Raw genomic sequence first — 18,723 nt, forward strand, 5'->3', positions numbered from 1 at the left:
TTGAGCGGGTTGTTGAGTGCTAGTTCCGCGCTCTAGTCCCAATCCGGTTGCGTCACGGATTTGTGCGCAAGACGACACCGATGGATGCGGCGGATAAAGCAAAACTGCGCTTACTTGTGGCGTCTCTTCACTTTCTTTATATTGTCATCATTGACAGCGATAGTTTGTTTACCTATCTCGCTTCGAAGCATCATAAGATCAGGCTTGTTTCAAACGCTGTTGCCATGAGCAATATGATCAGCTTGCCAACCGTGAAGACGACGGCCCTAGGAGGGGACAACATGCCACAAATGTACCATGAGTTACCCGCAGACGCGTATACGTCGCAGGAGTGGTTTGACCGGGAGCAGCGAGAGATATTCTCTAAAACGTGGCGTTTTGCTGGTTTTATGGAAGATTTGCCCGAGCCAGGCCACTACCTTTCGGTTCAGGCAGGGTTGAACAACCTGTTTATTGTCATGGGCCGGGATCGCAGGTTGCGGGCCTTCCACAACATCTGCAGGCATCGGGGTACTCAGTTGATCCGTGCAGTGGGCAAGACCCAAAAGGCGCTGACATGCCCATATCATGACTGGACTTATGATCTTGAAGGCAACCTGATCTCGGTCCCGGATGAGCATCGCGAATATAAATCGGTCGACAAGTCCTGTCTTGGCCTGAAACATGCTTCGGTCGATATCTGGAAGGGCATGTTGTTTGTGCATCCCGACCCGAACGCTGGATCGATCATGAAATGGTTCGGTGACGTGGACGACAAGGTCGGGTCGCACGTACCAGAAGAACTGGTAGAGCACGAGGACACGTCCCACACCTACGAGATCAAGGCCAATTGGAAGATCGTCGTAGAGAATTACATTGACGTCTACCATCTGAGCCACCTGCATTCGAACACGTTGCAGATGTATGACCACGCCAAGGCGCAGTATGGCTGGTACGGTCCGCACTACATCTTTTGGGAGCCGCCGGTCGAAGAGTTCGCCAAGGACCAGAACAAAAAACTGCAGATGCCGCGTGTCGTTCCTGAGGATCAAAATGGTGCGTGGGTGCCGATGCTGTTTCCTGGGGTTGGAATTGGCGCTTCCGAGGACGTGTGGAACGTCTTTATCATCACCCCGCTTGCGCCGGACAGGACGCGGATTCTGAACAGGACACGGGTTGCCAACGTGTCAGGGTGGGAGTTCACGAAACAGGCTACTCGGTCGGCCTCCTTCTGGAGCAATTTTGGCATCAAAGGCAAATACGACGGCGACGATGCTCATGATGAAAATGACCCAATGGCCTCGGGTGACTTTACGCAAGAGGACATCTATGCCTGTGAGCAGCAGCAGAAATCGCTGACCTCGCCCTATTTTGAGGTTGGGCCAGCGGCAGTTGGGGAAAGCCCTGTTGTGCAGCACCAAAGGGTCGTCCGCGATTGGTTGCAGGAAAAATGATCACGCCGGACGACCGGTTGTCTATTGCGACTTTGCTGCGGGTGTTCCGCGCAAAAATAGCGATGACTTGGGGTCTGACCCTGGTAGAAACGGCGCTGTTTGCACTCCTTCCCTTGTTGATCGGCTATTCGATTGATGGGCTGTCAAAGGGGGATCATACGTCGTTCATACATTTCGGCATTGCAATGGCCGCGCTGTTAATCGTGTCGACGTTTCGGCGCGTCTATGACACCCGGGCCTATGGTACGATACGGGTTGAGTTGGGAAAGGCGCAGGCCAAACGGGATGTCGGGCGCGAGGTCTCTGTGCTGAATGCGCGCGTTCTGATGGCGCGTGAGTTGGTAGATTTCCTGGAGGGTGAAGCGCCTGAGTCCATGGGCGCGTTGGTGCAGGTATTGGTGTCTGTCGGTATTCTGATGTCGTTTCACGGGGCACTTGCGACTGCCGCGGGGACTGCCGCGGTTCTGATCCTGATCATCTTTACTCTGTTTTCACGTCGTTTTTTCCGGCTGAACGGGTTGCTGAACCAGCAATCCGAAAGACAGGTGACCGCGCTGCAAAGCTTGGATCTGAAAAAGATCGGCCAGCATTTGTTCAGATTGCGCGCGCATGAGGTTCGATTGTCGGATTCCGAGGCGCTGGTCTACGGTGCGATATTTTCTGTTCTGCTCAGCATGCTGGCTTTCAACCTCTGGTTCGCGGCGACGCAAAGTGGGGCGACGGCCGGGCAAATCTTCTCGGTTGTCACCTATTCGTTCGAGTTTGTGCAATCGGTCGTAGTATTGCCGATGGTCCTGCAAAGCCTCGCGCGTTTGTCCGAAATCACGGAGAGGATCAACGCCCCGGCATCGAAACAGGGTGCCAATGCATAGCTCTTTCAATTCAAAAGCCCGGTGCGCATCGGGTAGCATCACACATCCTGCCCATCCGCATGGCATCAATTTCGGAGGCTCCTATGACCATAGAATTTCACCCGCTTGAGGTGCTTGAAACGCGCAATGAGATTGGTGGGCAGGCGAAAACCGTCATGTTCGACGTGCCGCCACATCTGGCGCAAGAGTTTGCCTGGCGTGCTGGCCAGCACCTGACCCTTCGATTTTCGATCAAAGGCGAAGAAGTGCGCAGAAGCTATTCCATCTCGTCTTCGCCCGTTTCAGGTGATCCGCTACAGATCACGGTCAAACGGGTGAAGAAGGGGCTTGTCAGCAACCATATCAACGATGCGGTTCAGCCGGGTGATGTGATCGACGTTATGCCTCCATTTGGCAGCTTTTGTCTGGATACCGACTCGACTGAGAGACGCACGCACTACTTTTTTGGTGCAGGTAGCGGCATCACACCAATTCACTCGATGCTGCAGTCGGTTTTGCTGGCGGAACCGTGGTCATTTGCTCATCTGGCCTACGGCAATGTGAATGCTGACAGTATCCTGTTCAAGGATACTTTTGCCGAGTATCAACAGGCGTTTGACGAACGCCTTACGGTGCATCACGTTCTGTCCAAGCCGTCGATGTGGTCCAGTTTTCAATACTGGCGAAAAGGCATCGTCGACAAGGGTGCGATCGAAGCGCTGGTAACCGAACACCCACCCTACGCCCAAAATGCGCAGTATTATGTTTGTGGGCCCGGTGGGATGAACAAGTCGGTGAAAGAAGCGCTTATGTCTCTGGACGTACCCGCCAGCAGGATTCACATGGAAAGTTACGGTGGCGCACAAGAGACCGATGACAGTGTCAAAGGTGTTGATGCCGTCGTGGACATATCGCTGAACGGTCTACGCCATTCGGTTCAGGTGGCGTCCGGCCAAACGATCCTTGAGGCCGCTCAGCAAGCGGGGTTAGAGCCGCCGTATTCCTGCCAGTCGGGCGTCTGTGGCGCATGCCGGTGTCAATTGAAAAAGGGATCAGTTCATATGCGCGCGCGAACCGCATTGGATGATCGTGAGATTGCGAGTGGTGCCGTGCTGTCGTGCCAGGCTGTCGCCACAACGGACAAGCTTGCGGTCAGTTACGATTGACCGGGCCATGGTCCGGGCCGTAGTGGTCAGGATTTGTCTTCGAGCGTTTCAGCCAATTTCAGCGCGGCGAAGTAGGATGAATAAGCCCATGTCTTTGGCGGCTTGAGCGGAATGAACGCATCCGTGGTGATGTACAGGTTTACGATCCCGTGCGCGACGATTTCACAGGCTTGTTTGTCCGCTTTGGGGTGTGAGGCAAGAACGATATCTACAGCGACTTTGTAAAAAACCTCCATCGAATCCAGCAATGGCTTGCGAAGTTCCGGGTAGATCTCGATTGAGTTTATCAGCGCCTGGTAGCAAATGTTGGTTCGCGGATCCAACTCGCCATCTGAGTTAAACAAGGCCTCAATCAGATTGCGGACGCCCGGGTGATCTGTCAGTGCAACACGTAGCGCCTCGCTTTGATTGGTGAGCGTTTCAGCGATGTGCTCACCCAGCGCCAGGACCATGGCTTTGCGGTTGCCAAGGTGGTGCCGGATCAACGGACGTTTTAGCCCGGCTTGTGCCGCGATATGTTCAAGCGTGGCCCCTTCGACGCCGTACAGCACGACGCAATTCATAAATGCATCGAGGACCTCCTTTTTTCGTTGATCTTGTACAGAGGGGCGGCCCATGCGAATACCTTTGTCTAGAAACAGATCTTTTGAATTAACTTAGTTTAAATAGATTGTCAACCTAGACAATTTACTTTGACCCAAGAATTTAAGCATTACTTACGCATAACGTTTCTTGAAGGTTTGTCCATCGTTTGAAAAGAAGGTCTGACGCAAGCGATGCCCGCGCACCCCGGTGGGCAGGGTGCACGGGGTAAGCAGAGCTAGGTGAAAAGCCCAAGCCTTTCTCCGCCTGCCACATCCGCAAATCTGTTGAGATTTGGGAACAGAGTGTCCAATGCCGAAGCTTGCACACCGAACCAAAGGGACAGGTCAGCATACAGTTGATCGGTCGAGGTCGTTGGAATCAACACGCCGTCGCCCACATCTAGCGAGTTGTCGCCGGCCAGGCCAAGTTCGGGATAATCCCCCAGGATCTGCCCCCCTTTGACCGGGTTGCCCATGACCAGGGTGTTGCCGCCCCAGCCATGGTCTGTGCCGTTGCCATTCGACGTCAACGTTCGACCAAAATCTGATCCGGTGAACGTCACGACGCGATCCGCCAGGCCCATATCGTCAAGCGTTGCCTGAAACGCTCCCAACGCTTCGGACAACACACGCAGCATGCGGGCATGGTTCGCCAACAGCTCATCATGATGATCCCAACCGATATAGCGTACAAAAAACGTTTGCTGCTCGTGACCCAACCGATCCGAGGCGGCAATCGTCTTGGCGACCATGCGCAATTGCTGCGCAAGGTCCGAAGACGGAAAGGACCGTGGTATCTTGATCCCGCGGGTTGCTGATTTGAACGTCTCGTGTTTGGATTGCGCGTCGCGGGTCAGGTTCAGATATGTCTCGCGGAAGGGATCGCCATTTTGATCGGCGTTCATCATCCGGTTGAAACTGTCCAGTAGCAAATCGTTGAGTGGGCTTTTCTCTTCCTTCACGTACAAGCCAACGCTGCCCTTGTCCGTGATCGCATAGGGCAGGTCGACCTTTCCGTTCTGAGCGATGTTGTTCCCGGCCAGTGATATGTTCATCCCGATCTCATGTGCCGACTTCGAAGGCTGCAAGTCGTCGGCAAAAAATCCGAACCAACCGTCATTGACGCGTAAATCAGGGCGTGAGGTTTGCCAGTGTTTGAACTGGTCCGCATGGCTCAACAATCCCAAGGGCAGCGCGGCGGAGCCATCATAGAATTGCTGTTTTCTAACCCGTTCGACCAGTGGGCCGACATTGGCAACAAAAGACAGGCGCTTTTGATTGAACAGTTCGGCGACCTCGGGCATGGATGGATGTAGGCCAAAGCTGCGGCTAAGCCGGTCTTTGGGCGTATCAAGGTTCAGCAGATCACCCCTCGCAAGGGCGAGGTTGGCCCGTGTTTCTGAATACTGGGCGTGGGCAATCTTGTCGTTCGGCACCAGCATGTTGAAACTGTCGTTACCACCGTCCAACATCACAAACACAAGTGCTTTTCTGGCAGGCTTAATCATTCTGGTTCCGGCTTGCGCCAAACCGGGCAGGGCGGCCCCCATCATTGCGCCCGTGGCAGTCACACCGGTCGAAGCCAGGAACTGGCGGCGGGTAAAGGATTTGGTCAGCATGGGCTCAGGCCTCTTGCACGGTGAATTCTGGGGAAACTGCGATCATGAAGGCGATGGTTTGGACCACCCATTCGGGATTGTCCGAATATTGCACATAAGCCTGCTTGATCCGTTTGCGCGCTTTGGCATCTGTCCGCCCAGTCAACAGAATCGATATTCTGTCGATTAACTCATCATGACGGCCCCGGTTCTTTGCAATTTTGATTTCTTCGCTTAAGTCGAAACGCAGCGCGTTTTTGGAATTGGCCCATAATGTATCGGGGTCAAACTCCATAACCATCATCTGCTCAGGCCCAGAACCGATCTGGGTCGAGACCAACGGCAGATAACCGCCAAAAAACCAGTAGTAGATGTTGTTGACATATGCGACCGAGGTCGCGGCTGTGTGCAGTTCGAACTCGGGTGCGCGAAAGCCCATTTCCTGCAATGCACCATGCGGAGTGAAGTCGGGTTTGTAGAAATTGAAGACCGTGGGCGCGGACAATGGATGCATCTGCAGCGCCTCTTGAATGTCATCGCCCAGCAGCCACAGTTTACCGGTCTGGTTATGTGCTCCGAACGCGCGCAGAATCTGCGTGACGCGATGCAGCGGCGATTTCAGCTTTTGGGACTGAACAACCTTGTTTGAGGTTTTGTAGGCCGAAGACAAACGTTTTGCGGCAACTTCATTGGTCAGCGGGTAGGTCAATATTGTGCGGACCGCGTTTTTAAGGTCTCCGTTTCGACCAAATGCGCGGGACACCGCCTCGACATAGGCGGGCGACGGGTTGGAGGTTACCAGTCGGTTGATCAGATGGGTCGCTATGAATGGCGCGGTGGTTGGGTGTGCAACCAGTTGGGTGACGGCCGAGCGAATTTCTTGCGGACCGGACTGGTTGCCAGGCAGGATCAGGCGACCGTTCAACAGGGACTTTGCACCGCGGTCGTGATACGCTTCCTCCACGATCATCGGTTTGGTTGCGTCGATGAACGGCACCGTCTTATAGGCCGTTTCCACTCCGTCATCGAACTGAACAGGATAGCCGTTATAGCTGCTTTCCCAGAACGACGTGTCCCACTCGTACTTATAAGCCGCTGGAAGTAGTCCGGTGAAAACACGGGCCAATTCCTTGATGTCACGATTATCGTAGGTCGGAATCGGATCCCCATTGGCATCCAGTTTTTCGGTTCCATCGGGGTTCAGTTCGAACAGGCCAATCGAAAACAGCTGCATGATTTCGCGCGCATAGTTTTCATCGGGATGGATATTCTTGGCCTCGTTGGCCTTCTGGTTGGTCATGTGAGACAGGTAGATACCCATCATCGGGTGCATGGACACGTCATACAGAAGGTCAGAATAGCTGCCGAATGCGTGTTTGTAGAGCAGGTCATAGTAGTTCGCCATCCCAATGGCATCGAGCTCCAGAGATGATGCGTCCGAGATGACCAATATCTCGGACAGAGCCTGTGCAACACGCTGGCGCAGCAGGTCGTCGCGCTGCGTCAGGGTGTGGTTCCACCAGGCCATGTGGAAATACCACTTATAGGGCAGGGCGGGGTTGTTGCCGTCGCCATTGATCGCCCATTCACCATGCGCGCGCTTCAAACGCTTTCGGAAGCTTTTCCAAATCTTGCGGGTGGATTTTTCGAACGGCCTTTTTTTTTCGATTGAGGCGTCCAGCTGATCGTTCAACCAGTTTTCCGGGCCGATTTTGCTGACTTGTTGCAGCAGCTTCTGATCTGCCCCAAGTGTGGCTTGCATCAAAAATCGACTAGTGTCTTCCAAAGATGACTTCATGTGGATGGCGGTCCTTCAATCCTGTCAAGCATGAGTGAGGCAGCATTTTATTGTCATGTAAGACAAATTATAATCTGACCACGTTGTTTCAACCCGAAAGACCCGATTTTCGAAAAAAAAGCCCCGTTTCCGGGGCAGTCGGGGTAACAAGCTATAGATCGCTTTAATTGGCGTAATTCATTTTCAAGCCAAGCGATGAGTTATTGCCATCGTATTCGATCGCCGCGTCTTCAAACACAGGTATCGATCTGACGCCAGCACCCTTAGAATACGCCCAACCTTCTTGCGGGATCGGCCCTTTCATCTCGAACTGGCCGTTGTCGTTTTGGTCATGGTGGATCATGATCGCAAGCTGTCCGGGTTTCTGGTTCTTGAGCGTTCCGGAAACTGAGCCGCCCGATGCCGGGATTTTTGCGTAGCCGACGATCTTCGCCATCTGGCTTTGGTCAAACGCCGTCTTATCGTCAAAGGCCAGGACGTGAATGACGCCTCCGCGCCCTGCGTCGACACCAGAGATATCGATCTGAATGTCCCCGGCCACAGCCTGAGATCCCGCAATCGCCATTAGGCCAGCGATGAATGCAGTCTTGGTCATTGAGTTTCTCCTGAACAGTTAACCGATGTAAATTCCGAACAGACGCCATGCGAGGTCCTGCACGACATAAAGCAGCCCGAAGGCAAACCACATGATCGTAATGGCGTAGAAGAGCGGCGGGTTTTCCCGGCTGTCGATTGTTTCAATCAAAAAGGCCTGACCAGTCATAAAGGATGACGCGGCCCACCACATGAATAGTAGCCCCCATATCGAGTAGATCTGAAACCACGTCGCCACTAGCAGGCATAGAAAAATGATCCAGGAAAAGGGGTGAGATTTGAGGTATTGCATTGAACTTCTCTGTTTACTTCAGGGTTTGTGCCAGCATCAAAGTGAGTGTGACGGAGGACTATCTGTGTCTCTGCAAACTGCCGGCGTTAAGGGGGTGTGCTTCATTCTGGCTTACGTCGCAGAGCGAACGGGGTTCCGCGCGCAAGCGTCTATTTATTCATGGATCGCCTGAAGCTGTTCGAACTGCGCCTTGTCCAATCGGTAGAACATCAGGGCAACGATCGAGGCCAGGTAAATTGCGAGGCTAAGGCAGGCATAGTTCCATCCAAGTGCACGCGTAACTTCGACCGTTAGGTTTGATTGGTCCGGCGCTTCTGGAAAGCCAACATATGCCAGGAACATCCCGGAGGTTGCCAAGCCTCCAGCAGTACCAGCTTTAAGCACGAAGGTGATCACCGAGGTGATGATCCCCTCGTTTTGAAATCCGTTCTGGCTGATGCCCAATTCGACGACATCCGCCGTCATCGACGTCAACAGGGATGTGGTCCAGACAATCAGGGTAATTTGCAGAATGCCATGAACGAATAGCAACCAAATCAAAAGCTCGGTGCCGTTTGCAGGGAAAAATCCAATTTCCCGCAGCATATAAGGGGCGACACCCACAACTGCCGAGAGGATCGAAAGGTAGATCGCGCTCGACTTTTTGTCTCCGGACCTCGCGATAGGCCTCAGGGTTAGTCCTGCTATCACGGCGCCGATCAGGTTTGCCATCAGAATCAAGGCAATCTGATCATTATTCAGTTCCCAAAAAAACGACGTCAGATAGGTCCATAAAGCCGCCCCGATACCGGCACCCACAGCAAAAATTGCCGAACTGACAAAGATCGCGCGCAGGGCTGGCAATCTGAATGCGGCCAGAAACTGTTTGAAGAAACCTGAAGCGCTGTAAGTCGCATCATGCGAAATATCCAGCATTCTGTCCTGCCATTGGCGCGTGCCAAGTGCAGTGAAAGCGATAGCCAACGCTATCAGGATTGCACCAACAAGCCCGGCTTCCTGATAACCAGCCTGGTTGAGGATGCCGTATGGCATTGTGTCGGTCGGAACGAGCCAGATCACATACATCGCGATGACCATGATCTGACCGGCAATCCAGGTGACCGACACCTTTAGACCAGACAACATGGTTCGCCCGCCATAGTCTTTGGTCAATTCTGGCACCATCGCGTTGTGTGGAACGTCAAACAACGTCATCGCAGTTCGCAGAAGGATTGTTGTGATCAGCAGGAACCAGAACAGTTGGGCCTCAGAAGTCAGGGCTGCTGGTGGGTTCCAAATGAACCAGAAAAGGAAGGCGACGGGAATAATAGCTGCGTAGATGAACGGGTGCCGCTTGCCCGCTCGTGAACGAGTGTTGTCGGACAGATAGCCAACAACAGGATCCGAAACCGCGTCGAACATCAGGGCGATAAAAAGTGCAAAGCCCACTGTCTCGGCTGGCAACCCGATCACTAGGTTGTAGTAGATGAGCAGGAAAAAGCTCAGCCCGTTTGACAAGATGCCGTTGGCAATGCCGCCAGCCCCATAAAACAGCTGCATGCTGACCGGTGGTCTTTCAGTGCGGGTACTCATTTTCTCCTCCGGAAATCTTGCAGCAGGTCAGTAAGTGAACGAACACTCAAAGCAGATCACAAGGATCGTTTTTTGTCAAAGATGTTAGACAACGCAGTCTAACAACAGCGTTAGGAAAGCAGATGGCCGCCGATGAAACGGACAAATGGTGGCGGCCATTCGCCGGGCAGTGTGCTGAACCCGACCGCTACAGCGGTCGGGTACTTGATCAGAAATTATGCGACAAACTCACACGTACTGCAGTGCCCGAGACATCCCGGATTTGCAGGCCGGCATCAGGTTCATCCACATCGCCGAGCGTACCATATGTGACATCGACCAGTATTCGGGTCTGTCCAATCGAATGTACGGCACCCAGTGTGATACCTTTGCCGCCGCCCTCGTAGTCAAAGCCAACGAAACCGCCTTCAGGTTGCGACCGGGACAGAATGCCATAGAAGTACCATTTTGGGTTCAGCAAGTATCCGACACCGATCTGGTAGTCGATTGAGTTTTCAGCAAATTCCGCAAGCGGACCACCAAGTACCGGGGACTCTACGGCGACGTCATCCCAGTTTCTCCAGCGGATTGATCCGAAGGCACCCCAAGGACCGCTGATCGCACTTTGCACGTTCAGAGCGACAGTCTGAGGGGTGCTCAATTGCGTGGTCACGTCGGAGGGTGAAAGGGGTTGCAGCTGTTCGACACCGTCCAGATCGTGATCGATTTCCGAGTAGTATGTCAGGTCGGCGCGAAACGCGAGCGACGGGATCTCATACGCGGCACCCACAAGGAATCCGGGGTTGAAGTCCCCTTCGGAGTCCAGCGAGTAACTGAGAGAGGGATTGATCAGCGCGCCGCTGAAATCGTTTATCTTTTCAAACCTTACACCGGCAAAAGCGCTGAAGTTCTCATTGAACTTGTACCGCGCCATCAGGGCGACTTCGGTACCACGATACCGGACGTTGGTGCCAGCGGACGGGGCGCCCGTTCCGGTTGGGTAAAGCAATTTATAGTTGACCGAGTTGAAGCCATGGATTGCGACTGCCCATTTGTCACCGATGTCCTGTTTGTACGCTAGGGACAGTCCGCTAATGCTGGGTGTGACGTCACCCGTGGGCTGGCCGAATTCGGTACCTTCGGTTTTCGAGTCAGCCCATCCTCCGGTGATCTCGACATAGCGTCCTTGCTCGAAAAGGAACCGGTTTGCCGATGGGAACCCTTCGATCCCGCCTGCAAGTACGGGGCTTGAAATCAAGCCCGCGCCCAATGCAAGTGTTGCGATTTTCTTCATTCTTCCCTCCCTTTCCTCGGCTTTAGTTCTTTAATTCTGCCGAGAAGATTTGATGTTGCCGTGGCGCACAGGGCGCATCGGTCGGTTGAAAACGCCGCGAGCGGCGTATCGTCGTGCAACCATCCAATGTCATGTCTTCAAATGGGTGCGTTTCCGGCTTGTAGGGCTGTTTGTTGTGCAGTAGGGAGGCGCGCAGAGCGATGTCGTCGCATCCACGTGCGACAGCGGAATGTGGTCTTCCGATTGAATACTTCGCCGCGTCCCCAATGCGGACGGCTATGCAGCAGGCAAAACCAATTGGTTCGGCGAACAAGCCGATTGCGCGATTTTTCATAGTCCCTGTCGTTTTTTGCAGCCCAGCGTTAGGCCGGTTATCGAGTTTGATTTTCGTGGTGCGGGTAGTGCCGGTCTGCTTCCTCCTCAACGTTTGGGGACATTTGATGAGCTCTTAGTTTGAACGCTTTCGGCGCACTCTTTCTGAGTCCGCGTCGCGCGCCAGAACAATCTGTTCTGCTCGCGCCCTGCCAGTGATCCGAAAGTATCCCGGATTGGTCATAGATCTGTCCCTGTTGCTTGCCAGTTGGCTGGCTTGTTTGTCGCTTGTGACAATCTTTTGTTGCATAGAAAGCGAATCTTTTCAATACAATTGTATTGTACGACTGAATTGAAACAATCTTGCGTGGTAAACGTTGCATTTTCAGTGGTTTGACCCAGTTCTCACAAATAGTTGGGTTCCGCTCACACTTTTACGGGATTTGCGCTATGACGGGTCGATGATGCAAAACTTGACAGAGAATCGCGCTAAACAGCGCGACAAGAACCGGGAACAGAAACGGCGCGAGCTTGCTGAGAACGCGATAGCGACAATAGCGCGGGCTGGATACGCGAACACTACTTTGCGGGATATTGCTGCCTCGACCGGCGTATCACTTGGCAAAATACAATACTATTTTCCCGAGAAGGAGGGATTGCTGCTGTATTGCGTCGACCTGTCGGTCGATCGATTCACGTTACAGCTGAACGACATTCTTGTTGCAAACCTCAGCCCGCATGAGGCGCGCAAGGCATATGTCGAACTGTTTGCCCATTCGATCGTCAACTATGCACATCTACACAGGCTTTGGTACGACATCCGCAACCAGGCTATGTTCGATAACCAGCTCAGGCAGCGGGTCGCTGACGTCGAGGCCCGCTTTGTCGAGATTTGTGATGAGCTTGGAAAAAAATTCGCGGTGAATGATGTGCGTGGTGTGGAAATCTATGTGATGCTGGACGGCGCTTACCGGTACTACATCCAGCAAAGCATAGCCGGGATGCCATTTACCGCAGAAGACATCGCGCAGCGTGTAAACCGACTGATCGGTTACCTCACGGGCCAAAGGTGAATCACAGGCCAGCGTCTCACCATCCAGCTATTGGCTGCGGGGTCGAATTCGCGTTCTGCCATTTACCTAGGTAAATGTGGTTCTTTGTTCTTGTAAATTGTCATACGAGATAAGTTACAGATCGAGGGGACAAAAGTAAGCGTTGCATCAAGCTCCAATTGGCTCACCTACAGTTCCGCGCATCTTGCCTCGCGTTGATGCAGACGCGTTCTCAGCGGGATTACTTTATCGATTTTAACGGTTAACTTTGGTGTGATGCGCCCAAGGAATATGGGTCCCTTAGGACGCTCCATAACTGCCGGAAGCGGTGGAGCGACAAAGGTTTCTTAGCAGCCTGTTGTCGGTGTTTTCGACCGCGCCTTTCCGTCACGGAACCTGCGGATCGCAGGAACGCAAGTTTGAGCCGCTCGTCTCACCAGGCTTCGACACCCTTAGCCAAACCGCCTTTTCGACTGGATAGCGATGTTCATCTGACGTTCACTTTCCAACTAAACAAATTTCATCTCAGCAAGCCATATTGTCCTACTGGAATAGAAGAACGTTGGTTCACAGAAACAGCGAACGGGCAATGGGTGAACTGTGTCAAAGACTGAAAGTAGGATGGTGCGACGCAAGCCAAGGATATTCAGCCAAAATCCCTGCGTCATAGTCTTAGTCCTCATCTCTTTGGTTAGCGCCAGTCAATTCAGCAATGCCTCAGCGCAAACAGCCAGCTTTCGGTCTGTGGATACGGACTCCGACGGGGTTTTGAGCTTGAATGAACTCACCGCAGCGTTTGGAGCGGTCGGTGCCCGTAGGCTTCTTGAGGAGATCGATCGCGACGGAGATGATCGTATCACGATCACCGAACTACGGGGGGGCGAGGCCGACAGAAAGGGTGGAAGTAGTGAGCGGGATGAGCGTGAAGATGGGGATCATGACGATGACGGGCCTGACGAAAGAGACCAAGACAACGAACGTGATGACGATGGTGATGATGGCGGCGACGATGACTAACCCAATACGACCCGCTCTGGTTAACCCACTCCGACTGACCTTGGGGGTGATGAGACGGAGATCGGTCTTGTTTGTAGATGGTCCGGCACAGAAAAATCGTGCCAACGGCGAGTATTCATTTGTTGTTCATCTGATCGCAGGCCAGTCCTTCATTCACCTTTGCAATTCTTCTCACGTCGCACTGGCACAGTGATTTCATTGAACAGCCAGTCACGGAGTAAAGCATGACACAGTTTCCGCAACTCTCCCCCATCACTTGCGAAGTCGCAAAATGGGCATTTACAACTCGCAGAGTTGACCGATCCGATGTGCGCGGGCTTTCCACGCAGATGGGCACCGCGAAGGCAGGGGATCTGATCCTCTGTGAGATTGTTGAGATCGGCCATCACAAGAAAATCCAATTGGCCGAACGGCGTTCTTCGGTCAGTTACCCGGGTGACTACGTCGTCCTTTGTCTGGGCGACCGATACGCTCCGGATCAGTTTCTTGCCAGTGCTGTGATTGATGACGATCTTGTCGATCTGGTTGCAGGTGGCGGTGTTGCCGGCCGGGTGGATGCCGCGCATGCCCGTATGGATGAACCAACGCGTTTGAAGCCCATCGGCCTTCTGACAAATGCCTCAGGTCACGTGATAAACGTGTCAGACTATGGGTTACCTTCACTGCCAAGCAACGAGCAAGTCACCGTCATAGGTGTTTTCGGGGCCTCGATGAATTCGGGGAAAACAACAGCAGCCTCAAGCCTTGGTCACGGCCTAATGCGTTCGGGATACTCCGTCGCTGGTGTCAAAGCGACCGGGACCGGCGCCTTTGGTGATTTCAACAGTTTCGAAGACGGGGGTGCCCCGGCGCTTGACTTTACGGATGCCGGAATGGCCACCACATACCGAATGCCACTTGAAACGATTGAAACAGGGTTTGATACGTTGGTTGCGACCGCAGCATCGCGTGGCGCCGAAATCGTGGTGGTTGAGATCGCTGATGGTGTGTTCCAGCGGGAAACACGGGCCATTTTACAGTCTTCGCGCATACGAGATCGGTTGGATGGTATCCTGTTCGCGGCACCTGACGCGCTGAGTGCATTGGGCGGCGTGACCGTCCTTGAAAAGGTGGGACTCAGCCCGTTTGCGATCTCCGGTTTGGTCAGCTGCTCTCCAATGGCCGCCACCGAAGCCGCAGAAGCAACCAACCGCCCAATATTGTCGCGCGAAGACCTTTGGTCGCCGGTGACGATCGCCAAGCATGTCGCACCGCTCATGCGACGTGAAACCGAAAACGTGGCCGCATGACCCCCCTCACGGAACTGGCCACAAAGGACCGCATCATTGATGCGGTCCTCCTTACTTTGTGCGGTGTTGTGCAGGCGATTGCACTCGCGTTCGCAGCGTTTGCAACACGCGATGCCTTTGCCGCGCTTCATGCAGGCCAAGCTTTGACATTGAGAACGGTCCTGCAATTGGCAATGTCCGGTACAGTTGCAGCTGCGTGTTTGTTTTTTTTACGATATCGCGCCGAAGCGCTTGGCCAAAGTTACGCGATTTCTTTGCGCCGCACACTTTATAGGCAGATCGCAAGGCTTCCCAAATCTCGGCATGAAAAACGCCGTGTTGGCGCACTATCCTTGCGATTTGTCGGGGACCTATCTGCGGCGCGCCTTTGGTTTGGTCGTGGTCTGCCAGACGTTTTGTCCGCAGCATTTGTCATTCCGGGTGCGGTATCCATTCTCTATTTTCTTGATCCTGTCCTTGCGATCTATGGCCTTACTTCGCTCAGTTGCGCATTGCTTGTCATGGGGTTGCTAGCCTGGCATCTGGCACGTCGGCATCAGAAACTACGTCGCAATCGTTCCAATATCGCGATTTCCATGATTGAGCGTATAACCATCGCGCCGGAACTGGACCTGATGGGTCGAACCGAACGCGAACTGCGAAAACTTGACAAGCAGGGCGCGTCGCTGCGTCGCGACGCGTTGGCACGCCGAGGCAGAACCGCCAGTCTTCAGGCAGTACTTCAACTGGGTGTAGCGCTCACGGGTCTTTTGATGCTTTGGCAGGCTAGCCGGAACGACATTGCGCCAGCAACGGTTGCAGCTAGTCTTTCTGTCTTGGCCTTGATTGCCCTGCCATTGCAAAACCTTGCCTCTGCATGGGACCATTATTGTGCTTGGAGCGTGGCGCGAGAAAAGATCAAAAAACTGCTTTCAGAACCGCAAGTGAATCGAGGAGGTACAAAGCAAGGCGAACCTATTGCAATCAAAGTCATCGGAGAAATTGGCCGAACGCCTGTCACTTTCGTAGCCGCCCCCGGCTCAACTTCAACTTTGACGGGCAAGCATGCAAAATACATCGCTATGTGCATCGTCGGGCTCGATGATTGTGAAGGTATCGATGTTTGTTACGGCACGAACCGTCATGCCCCAAAAATTGCCTTTGTGGGGGACGAACATATCGGGCTTCAAGGAAGTTTGCGCCGATCTGCAACTTTGATGTGTCGGAAACGCCCGAACGATCCGAGGGTCTCAGAGGTCATGCAAACATTCGGGTTGTCCGAGCTTCTTGCGGCGCCCAACGGCCTTGATCAACGGGTGGCGGAAAATGGAAACGGGCTGTCACCAGAACAGACTCTGCGTTTGGATTTGGTGCGCGCTGTACTTGGCAAGGCCGACATCGTCGTCATCGCTTCTATCAGGTGGGTTTCGTGCCAGCATCACCAGACTGAATTACTCAAAGCTCTGCGGAAATTGTCCTTGGCCACCATCGTATTGGCCGAAGATGTCGTCTCGCCTAACTTGAATCAGAATTCAAAGGTCGTCTGATATGCGTTCATCTACATTGTTTGGGATTTATGCGGCTGTCCTCGTCGGTTTTTTGGGTGGGCTGGCTGGTCTTGCCCTGTACAGCCTTGAAAGGACCCGATGGTGGGACGCTAGAATATCGCTGGCACAGGAGTCTTATGGCCTGCATCTGCGGCTTGAGGCAGACCTATACCGACTGTTCAAACAACACGGCGACGCTCTTCTCATCGGTGATCGGGACGACGGAGTCAGCGAAGCCGCGCTGCAGACAAAAATTGCTCAGACATTAGATGCGATCCGAATGACGATCGCGCGCGAAATCCAGATGGTGGGCGATGAGGAGATCGAAGAGCTCGAACTTCTTGATGAGATTGAAGACGACATTGAATACGTCAATGCAGTCATCGCCAACCTGTCAGAAGAAGGCAGCCGGATTGAAACTTTTGTCCGGATTGAACGTCTTGCTGCCCTGTTGGACGGTGACATTGATGACGAACTTGATCAAAAGATCCAGGCCGCACTCGGTGAAGAGGTAGAGGAGGTCGAAGAAGTTCTGGCCGAGGCAGCAGCCTTCAGAAAATGGAATGAACGACTGGTTTACATGATTGTGCTGGCCGCCGTAGGTGTCCTGCTTGTAGCGGTCGTGTCGTTCAACCGCCAAATCAGAAGACCGCTCATATTATTGGCAGATGGTATCGGCCGTTTGCGCAGAGCCGATTATTCCCAGCCAGTAAGCCTTGGCGGCAGCCGTGAGTTCAGAGAATTGGGCACCGTTTTGAATGGCATGGCCGAAGGTTTGGCTGCCCGAGAGGCTAGCCGTGCTGAGCAAAACAGGCAGCTTGAGGATACCGTCGCAGCCAGAACATATGAGCTTCAACAACTTATCGATAAGCTTGAGACCGGCGAAGAGAATCGCAAGCGTTTGATGGCCGACATCAGCCACGAGCTACGGACGCCATTGGCGATAATCCTAGGAGAGGCCGACGTTACCTTAAGGACATCGGAAACGCTGTCAGAAGACGCATCAGACTCGCTGGCGCGTATTCGGGATTCTGCAAAACACACCAATCAAATCGTAGATGATATGCTGACCGTCGCCCGATTTGAGGCCGGTCAACTCAGACTGGATCGCAAGGAAACGGATCTGCGAAAGGTAGTGCGTGATGCCGTGGCTATGTTCCCTGATCCGGTTCAGGTCGAAAGTCCGGATGGTAAGGTAATAGCTTCGGTCGATGAGGTTCGGCTTCGCCAGTCAGTACTTGCGTTGCTGCAGAATGCACGACGATACGGAGGCCCGACAATCAGCGCAGTATTGGATGAGGGGCTGGCGTCCTGCACGATTACAATCGAAGATGACGGACCCGGCCTGAGCGCTGCGGAAAAGTCACAAGCGTTCGATCGGTTTTTTCGGGGATCAAACGCTTCGGGGCAGGGGATCGAAGGCAGTGGACTGGGGCTTCCGGTGGTGAAGTCGATTGTCGAGGCTCATGGTGGCACAGTTGACCTTCACGATCGCGAAGAGGGCGGGTTAAGGATCACAATAACCTTGCCCAAAGCACCTCGGATGAAAGTTGTGAAAACTGACGTATTGCGGGAGACGGGTTGATGTTCGCTTTCTTATTCAGCGTACGGATTTTGGACCCGGAGTTGCGGCACGCCGTTTTGCATTTTCACGGTTTCGCACAAAACGACAGCTGGGGCACAAGATGAATATTTTACTGGTCGAGGACGAAACGCGCGTTGCTGATTTTATTCGGCGTGGGTTATCTGCTGAAGGTTGGTCCGTGGATCATGCGCCGAGCGGCGAAGATGCATTGGAACACGTGGCCGCCAGTAATTACGACATCATTTTGTTGGATTTGATGTTGCCGGGTATTCAAGGGCAAGATGTGTGTCGCAAGTTGCGCGCTCGGAAATCAAAGATCCCGATCCTGATGTTGACCGCCTTGGATAGCCCTGAAGAAAGGGTTGAAGGACTAAAGATCGGTGCGGACGATTATCTTCCCAAACCGTTCGATTTTGACGAGCTTATCGCGCGAGTGGAGGCGCTGCACCGTCGCGCCAACAGCTATGCGAATGATCTGAGCGACACTGTTATATCGTGTGGAACCCTAACATTTGACAGGCTCTCGCTTCAGGTTTCAGTCGAAGGTCAGGAAATTCAGCTGTCCAAAAAAGAGCGCGACCTGCTTCTTCTGTTTCTGACCAATGTCGGGCGCGTATTGTCCAGAGAACGGATTTTAAACTCGGTTTGGGGCATGAATGAAGACCCGTTGACCAATGTTGTTGACGTCTATGTCGGGCGCCTTAGGCGCAAAATCGGTGCTGAGGGTCAGCGGATCGTGACACTCAGAAACGTCGGATATCGTATGACCTGAGCTTTGCCT

16 protein-coding genes and 1 pseudogene are annotated in these 18,723 nt (G+C 53.4%); 10 read left to right on the top strand and 7 right to left on the bottom strand.

The window, feature by feature from the left end:
• Window positions 1-281: 281 nt before the first annotated feature.
• The 3 genes from GOW16_RS12900 (at window position 282) to GOW16_RS12910 (ending at window position 3,450) form a co-directional block, all read left to right on the top strand.
• The gene (locus tag GOW16_RS12900; RefSeq protein WP_170415594.1) at window positions 282-1,433 is read left to right on the top strand and encodes an aromatic ring-hydroxylating oxygenase subunit alpha; all 1,152 of its coding nucleotides are present in this window, start codon (window positions 282-284) and stop codon (window positions 1,431-1,433) included.
• Window positions 1,430-2,305 carry an ABC transporter six-transmembrane domain-containing protein gene (locus GOW16_RS12905; RefSeq protein WP_170415596.1) on the top strand — a complete coding sequence of 292 codons (876 nt, stop codon included), beginning with the start codon at window positions 1,430-1,432 and terminating at the stop codon, window positions 2,303-2,305. The genes GOW16_RS12900 and GOW16_RS12905 overlap by 4 nt, the downstream gene beginning before the upstream one ends.
• Before the next feature lie 83 nt (window positions 2,306-2,388).
• Complete coding sequence (locus GOW16_RS12910; RefSeq protein WP_170415598.1) at window positions 2,389-3,450, top strand: 2Fe-2S iron-sulfur cluster-binding protein; 1,062 nt, start codon at window positions 2,389-2,391, stop codon at window positions 3,448-3,450.
• 26 nt (window positions 3,451-3,476) lie between these two features.
• Here GOW16_RS12910 and GOW16_RS12915 read toward each other — a convergent pair whose 3' ends face one another.
• The 7 genes from GOW16_RS12915 to GOW16_RS12945 form a co-directional block, all read right to left on the bottom strand.
• Window positions 3,477-4,013 carry a TetR/AcrR family transcriptional regulator gene (locus GOW16_RS12915; protein WP_170415600.1) on the bottom strand — a complete coding sequence of 179 codons (537 nt, stop codon included), beginning with the start codon at window positions 4,011-4,013 and terminating at the stop codon, window positions 3,477-3,479.
• 257 nt (window positions 4,014-4,270) lie between these two features.
• Complete coding sequence (locus GOW16_RS12920) at window positions 4,271-5,653, bottom strand: DUF1501 domain-containing protein (RefSeq protein ID WP_217354607.1); 1,383 nt, start codon at window positions 5,651-5,653, stop codon at window positions 4,271-4,273.
• A gap of 4 nt (window positions 5,654-5,657) precedes the next feature.
• The gene (locus GOW16_RS12925; RefSeq protein ID WP_170415602.1) at window positions 5,658-7,430 is read right to left on the bottom strand and encodes a DUF1800 domain-containing protein; all 1,773 of its coding nucleotides are present in this window, start codon (window positions 7,428-7,430) and stop codon (window positions 5,658-5,660) included.
• Window positions 7,431-7,593: 163 nt separating this feature from the next.
• Window positions 7,594-8,025: a DUF2141 domain-containing protein gene (locus GOW16_RS12930; RefSeq protein ID WP_170415604.1), complete on the bottom strand. Its 432-nt coding sequence runs from the start codon at window positions 8,023-8,025 to the stop codon at window positions 7,594-7,596.
• Between the two features lie 18 nt (window positions 8,026-8,043).
• On the bottom strand, window positions 8,044-8,316 hold the full coding sequence (locus tag GOW16_RS12935; RefSeq protein WP_170415606.1) for a hypothetical protein: 273 nt from the start codon (window positions 8,314-8,316) through the stop codon (window positions 8,044-8,046).
• A gap of 153 nt (window positions 8,317-8,469) precedes the next feature.
• The gene (locus GOW16_RS12940) at window positions 8,470-9,888 is read right to left on the bottom strand and encodes an MFS transporter (RefSeq protein ID WP_170415608.1); all 1,419 of its coding nucleotides are present in this window, start codon (window positions 9,886-9,888) and stop codon (window positions 8,470-8,472) included.
• A 208-nt stretch (window positions 9,889-10,096) separates the two neighbouring features.
• Entirely contained in the window at window positions 10,097-11,161 is a 1,065-nt protein-coding gene (locus GOW16_RS12945; protein ID WP_170415610.1) for a hypothetical protein, read from the bottom strand.
• Between the two features lie 785 nt (window positions 11,162-11,946).
• On the opposite strand from GOW16_RS12945, the gene GOW16_RS12950 reads away from it, so the two are divergent.
• From GOW16_RS12950 to GOW16_RS12980, 7 genes and pseudogenes are all read left to right on the top strand, one after another.
• Complete coding sequence (locus GOW16_RS12950) at window positions 11,947-12,546, top strand: TetR/AcrR family transcriptional regulator (protein ID WP_170415612.1); 600 nt, start codon at window positions 11,947-11,949, stop codon at window positions 12,544-12,546.
• A 201-nt stretch (window positions 12,547-12,747) separates the two neighbouring features.
• Window positions 12,748-12,878: pseudogene (locus tag GOW16_RS12955) on the top strand (IS5/IS1182 family transposase); the annotation flags it as partial.
• A gap of 421 nt (window positions 12,879-13,299) precedes the next feature.
• Window positions 13,300-13,542, top strand: a complete 243-nt coding sequence (locus GOW16_RS12960; protein WP_254429765.1) for a hypothetical protein — start codon at window positions 13,300-13,302, stop codon at window positions 13,540-13,542.
• 224 nt (window positions 13,543-13,766) lie between these two features.
• Window positions 13,767-14,831: a hypothetical protein gene (locus GOW16_RS12965; protein WP_170415616.1), complete on the top strand. Its 1,065-nt coding sequence runs from the start codon at window positions 13,767-13,769 to the stop codon at window positions 14,829-14,831.
• Window positions 14,828-16,357, top strand: a complete 1,530-nt coding sequence (locus GOW16_RS12970; RefSeq protein WP_170415618.1) for an ABC transporter ATP-binding protein — start codon at window positions 14,828-14,830, stop codon at window positions 16,355-16,357. Before GOW16_RS12965 ends, GOW16_RS12970 begins: the two co-directional genes overlap by 4 nt.
• Before the next feature lies 1 nt (window position 16,358).
• A complete protein-coding gene (locus GOW16_RS12975; RefSeq protein WP_170415619.1) occupies window positions 16,359-17,942 on the top strand; it encodes a sensor histidine kinase in 1,584 nt (527 codons plus the stop codon).
• A gap of 100 nt (window positions 17,943-18,042) precedes the next feature.
• The gene (locus tag GOW16_RS12980) at window positions 18,043-18,714 is read left to right on the top strand and encodes a response regulator transcription factor (protein WP_170415621.1); all 672 of its coding nucleotides are present in this window, start codon (window positions 18,043-18,045) and stop codon (window positions 18,712-18,714) included.
• Window positions 18,715-18,723 lie beyond the last annotated feature (9 nt).

This window comes from Ruegeria atlantica, from assembly GCF_013033965.1.
GTDB classification, from domain to species: domain Bacteria; phylum Pseudomonadota; class Alphaproteobacteria; order Rhodobacterales; family Rhodobacteraceae; genus Ruegeria; species Ruegeria atlantica_D.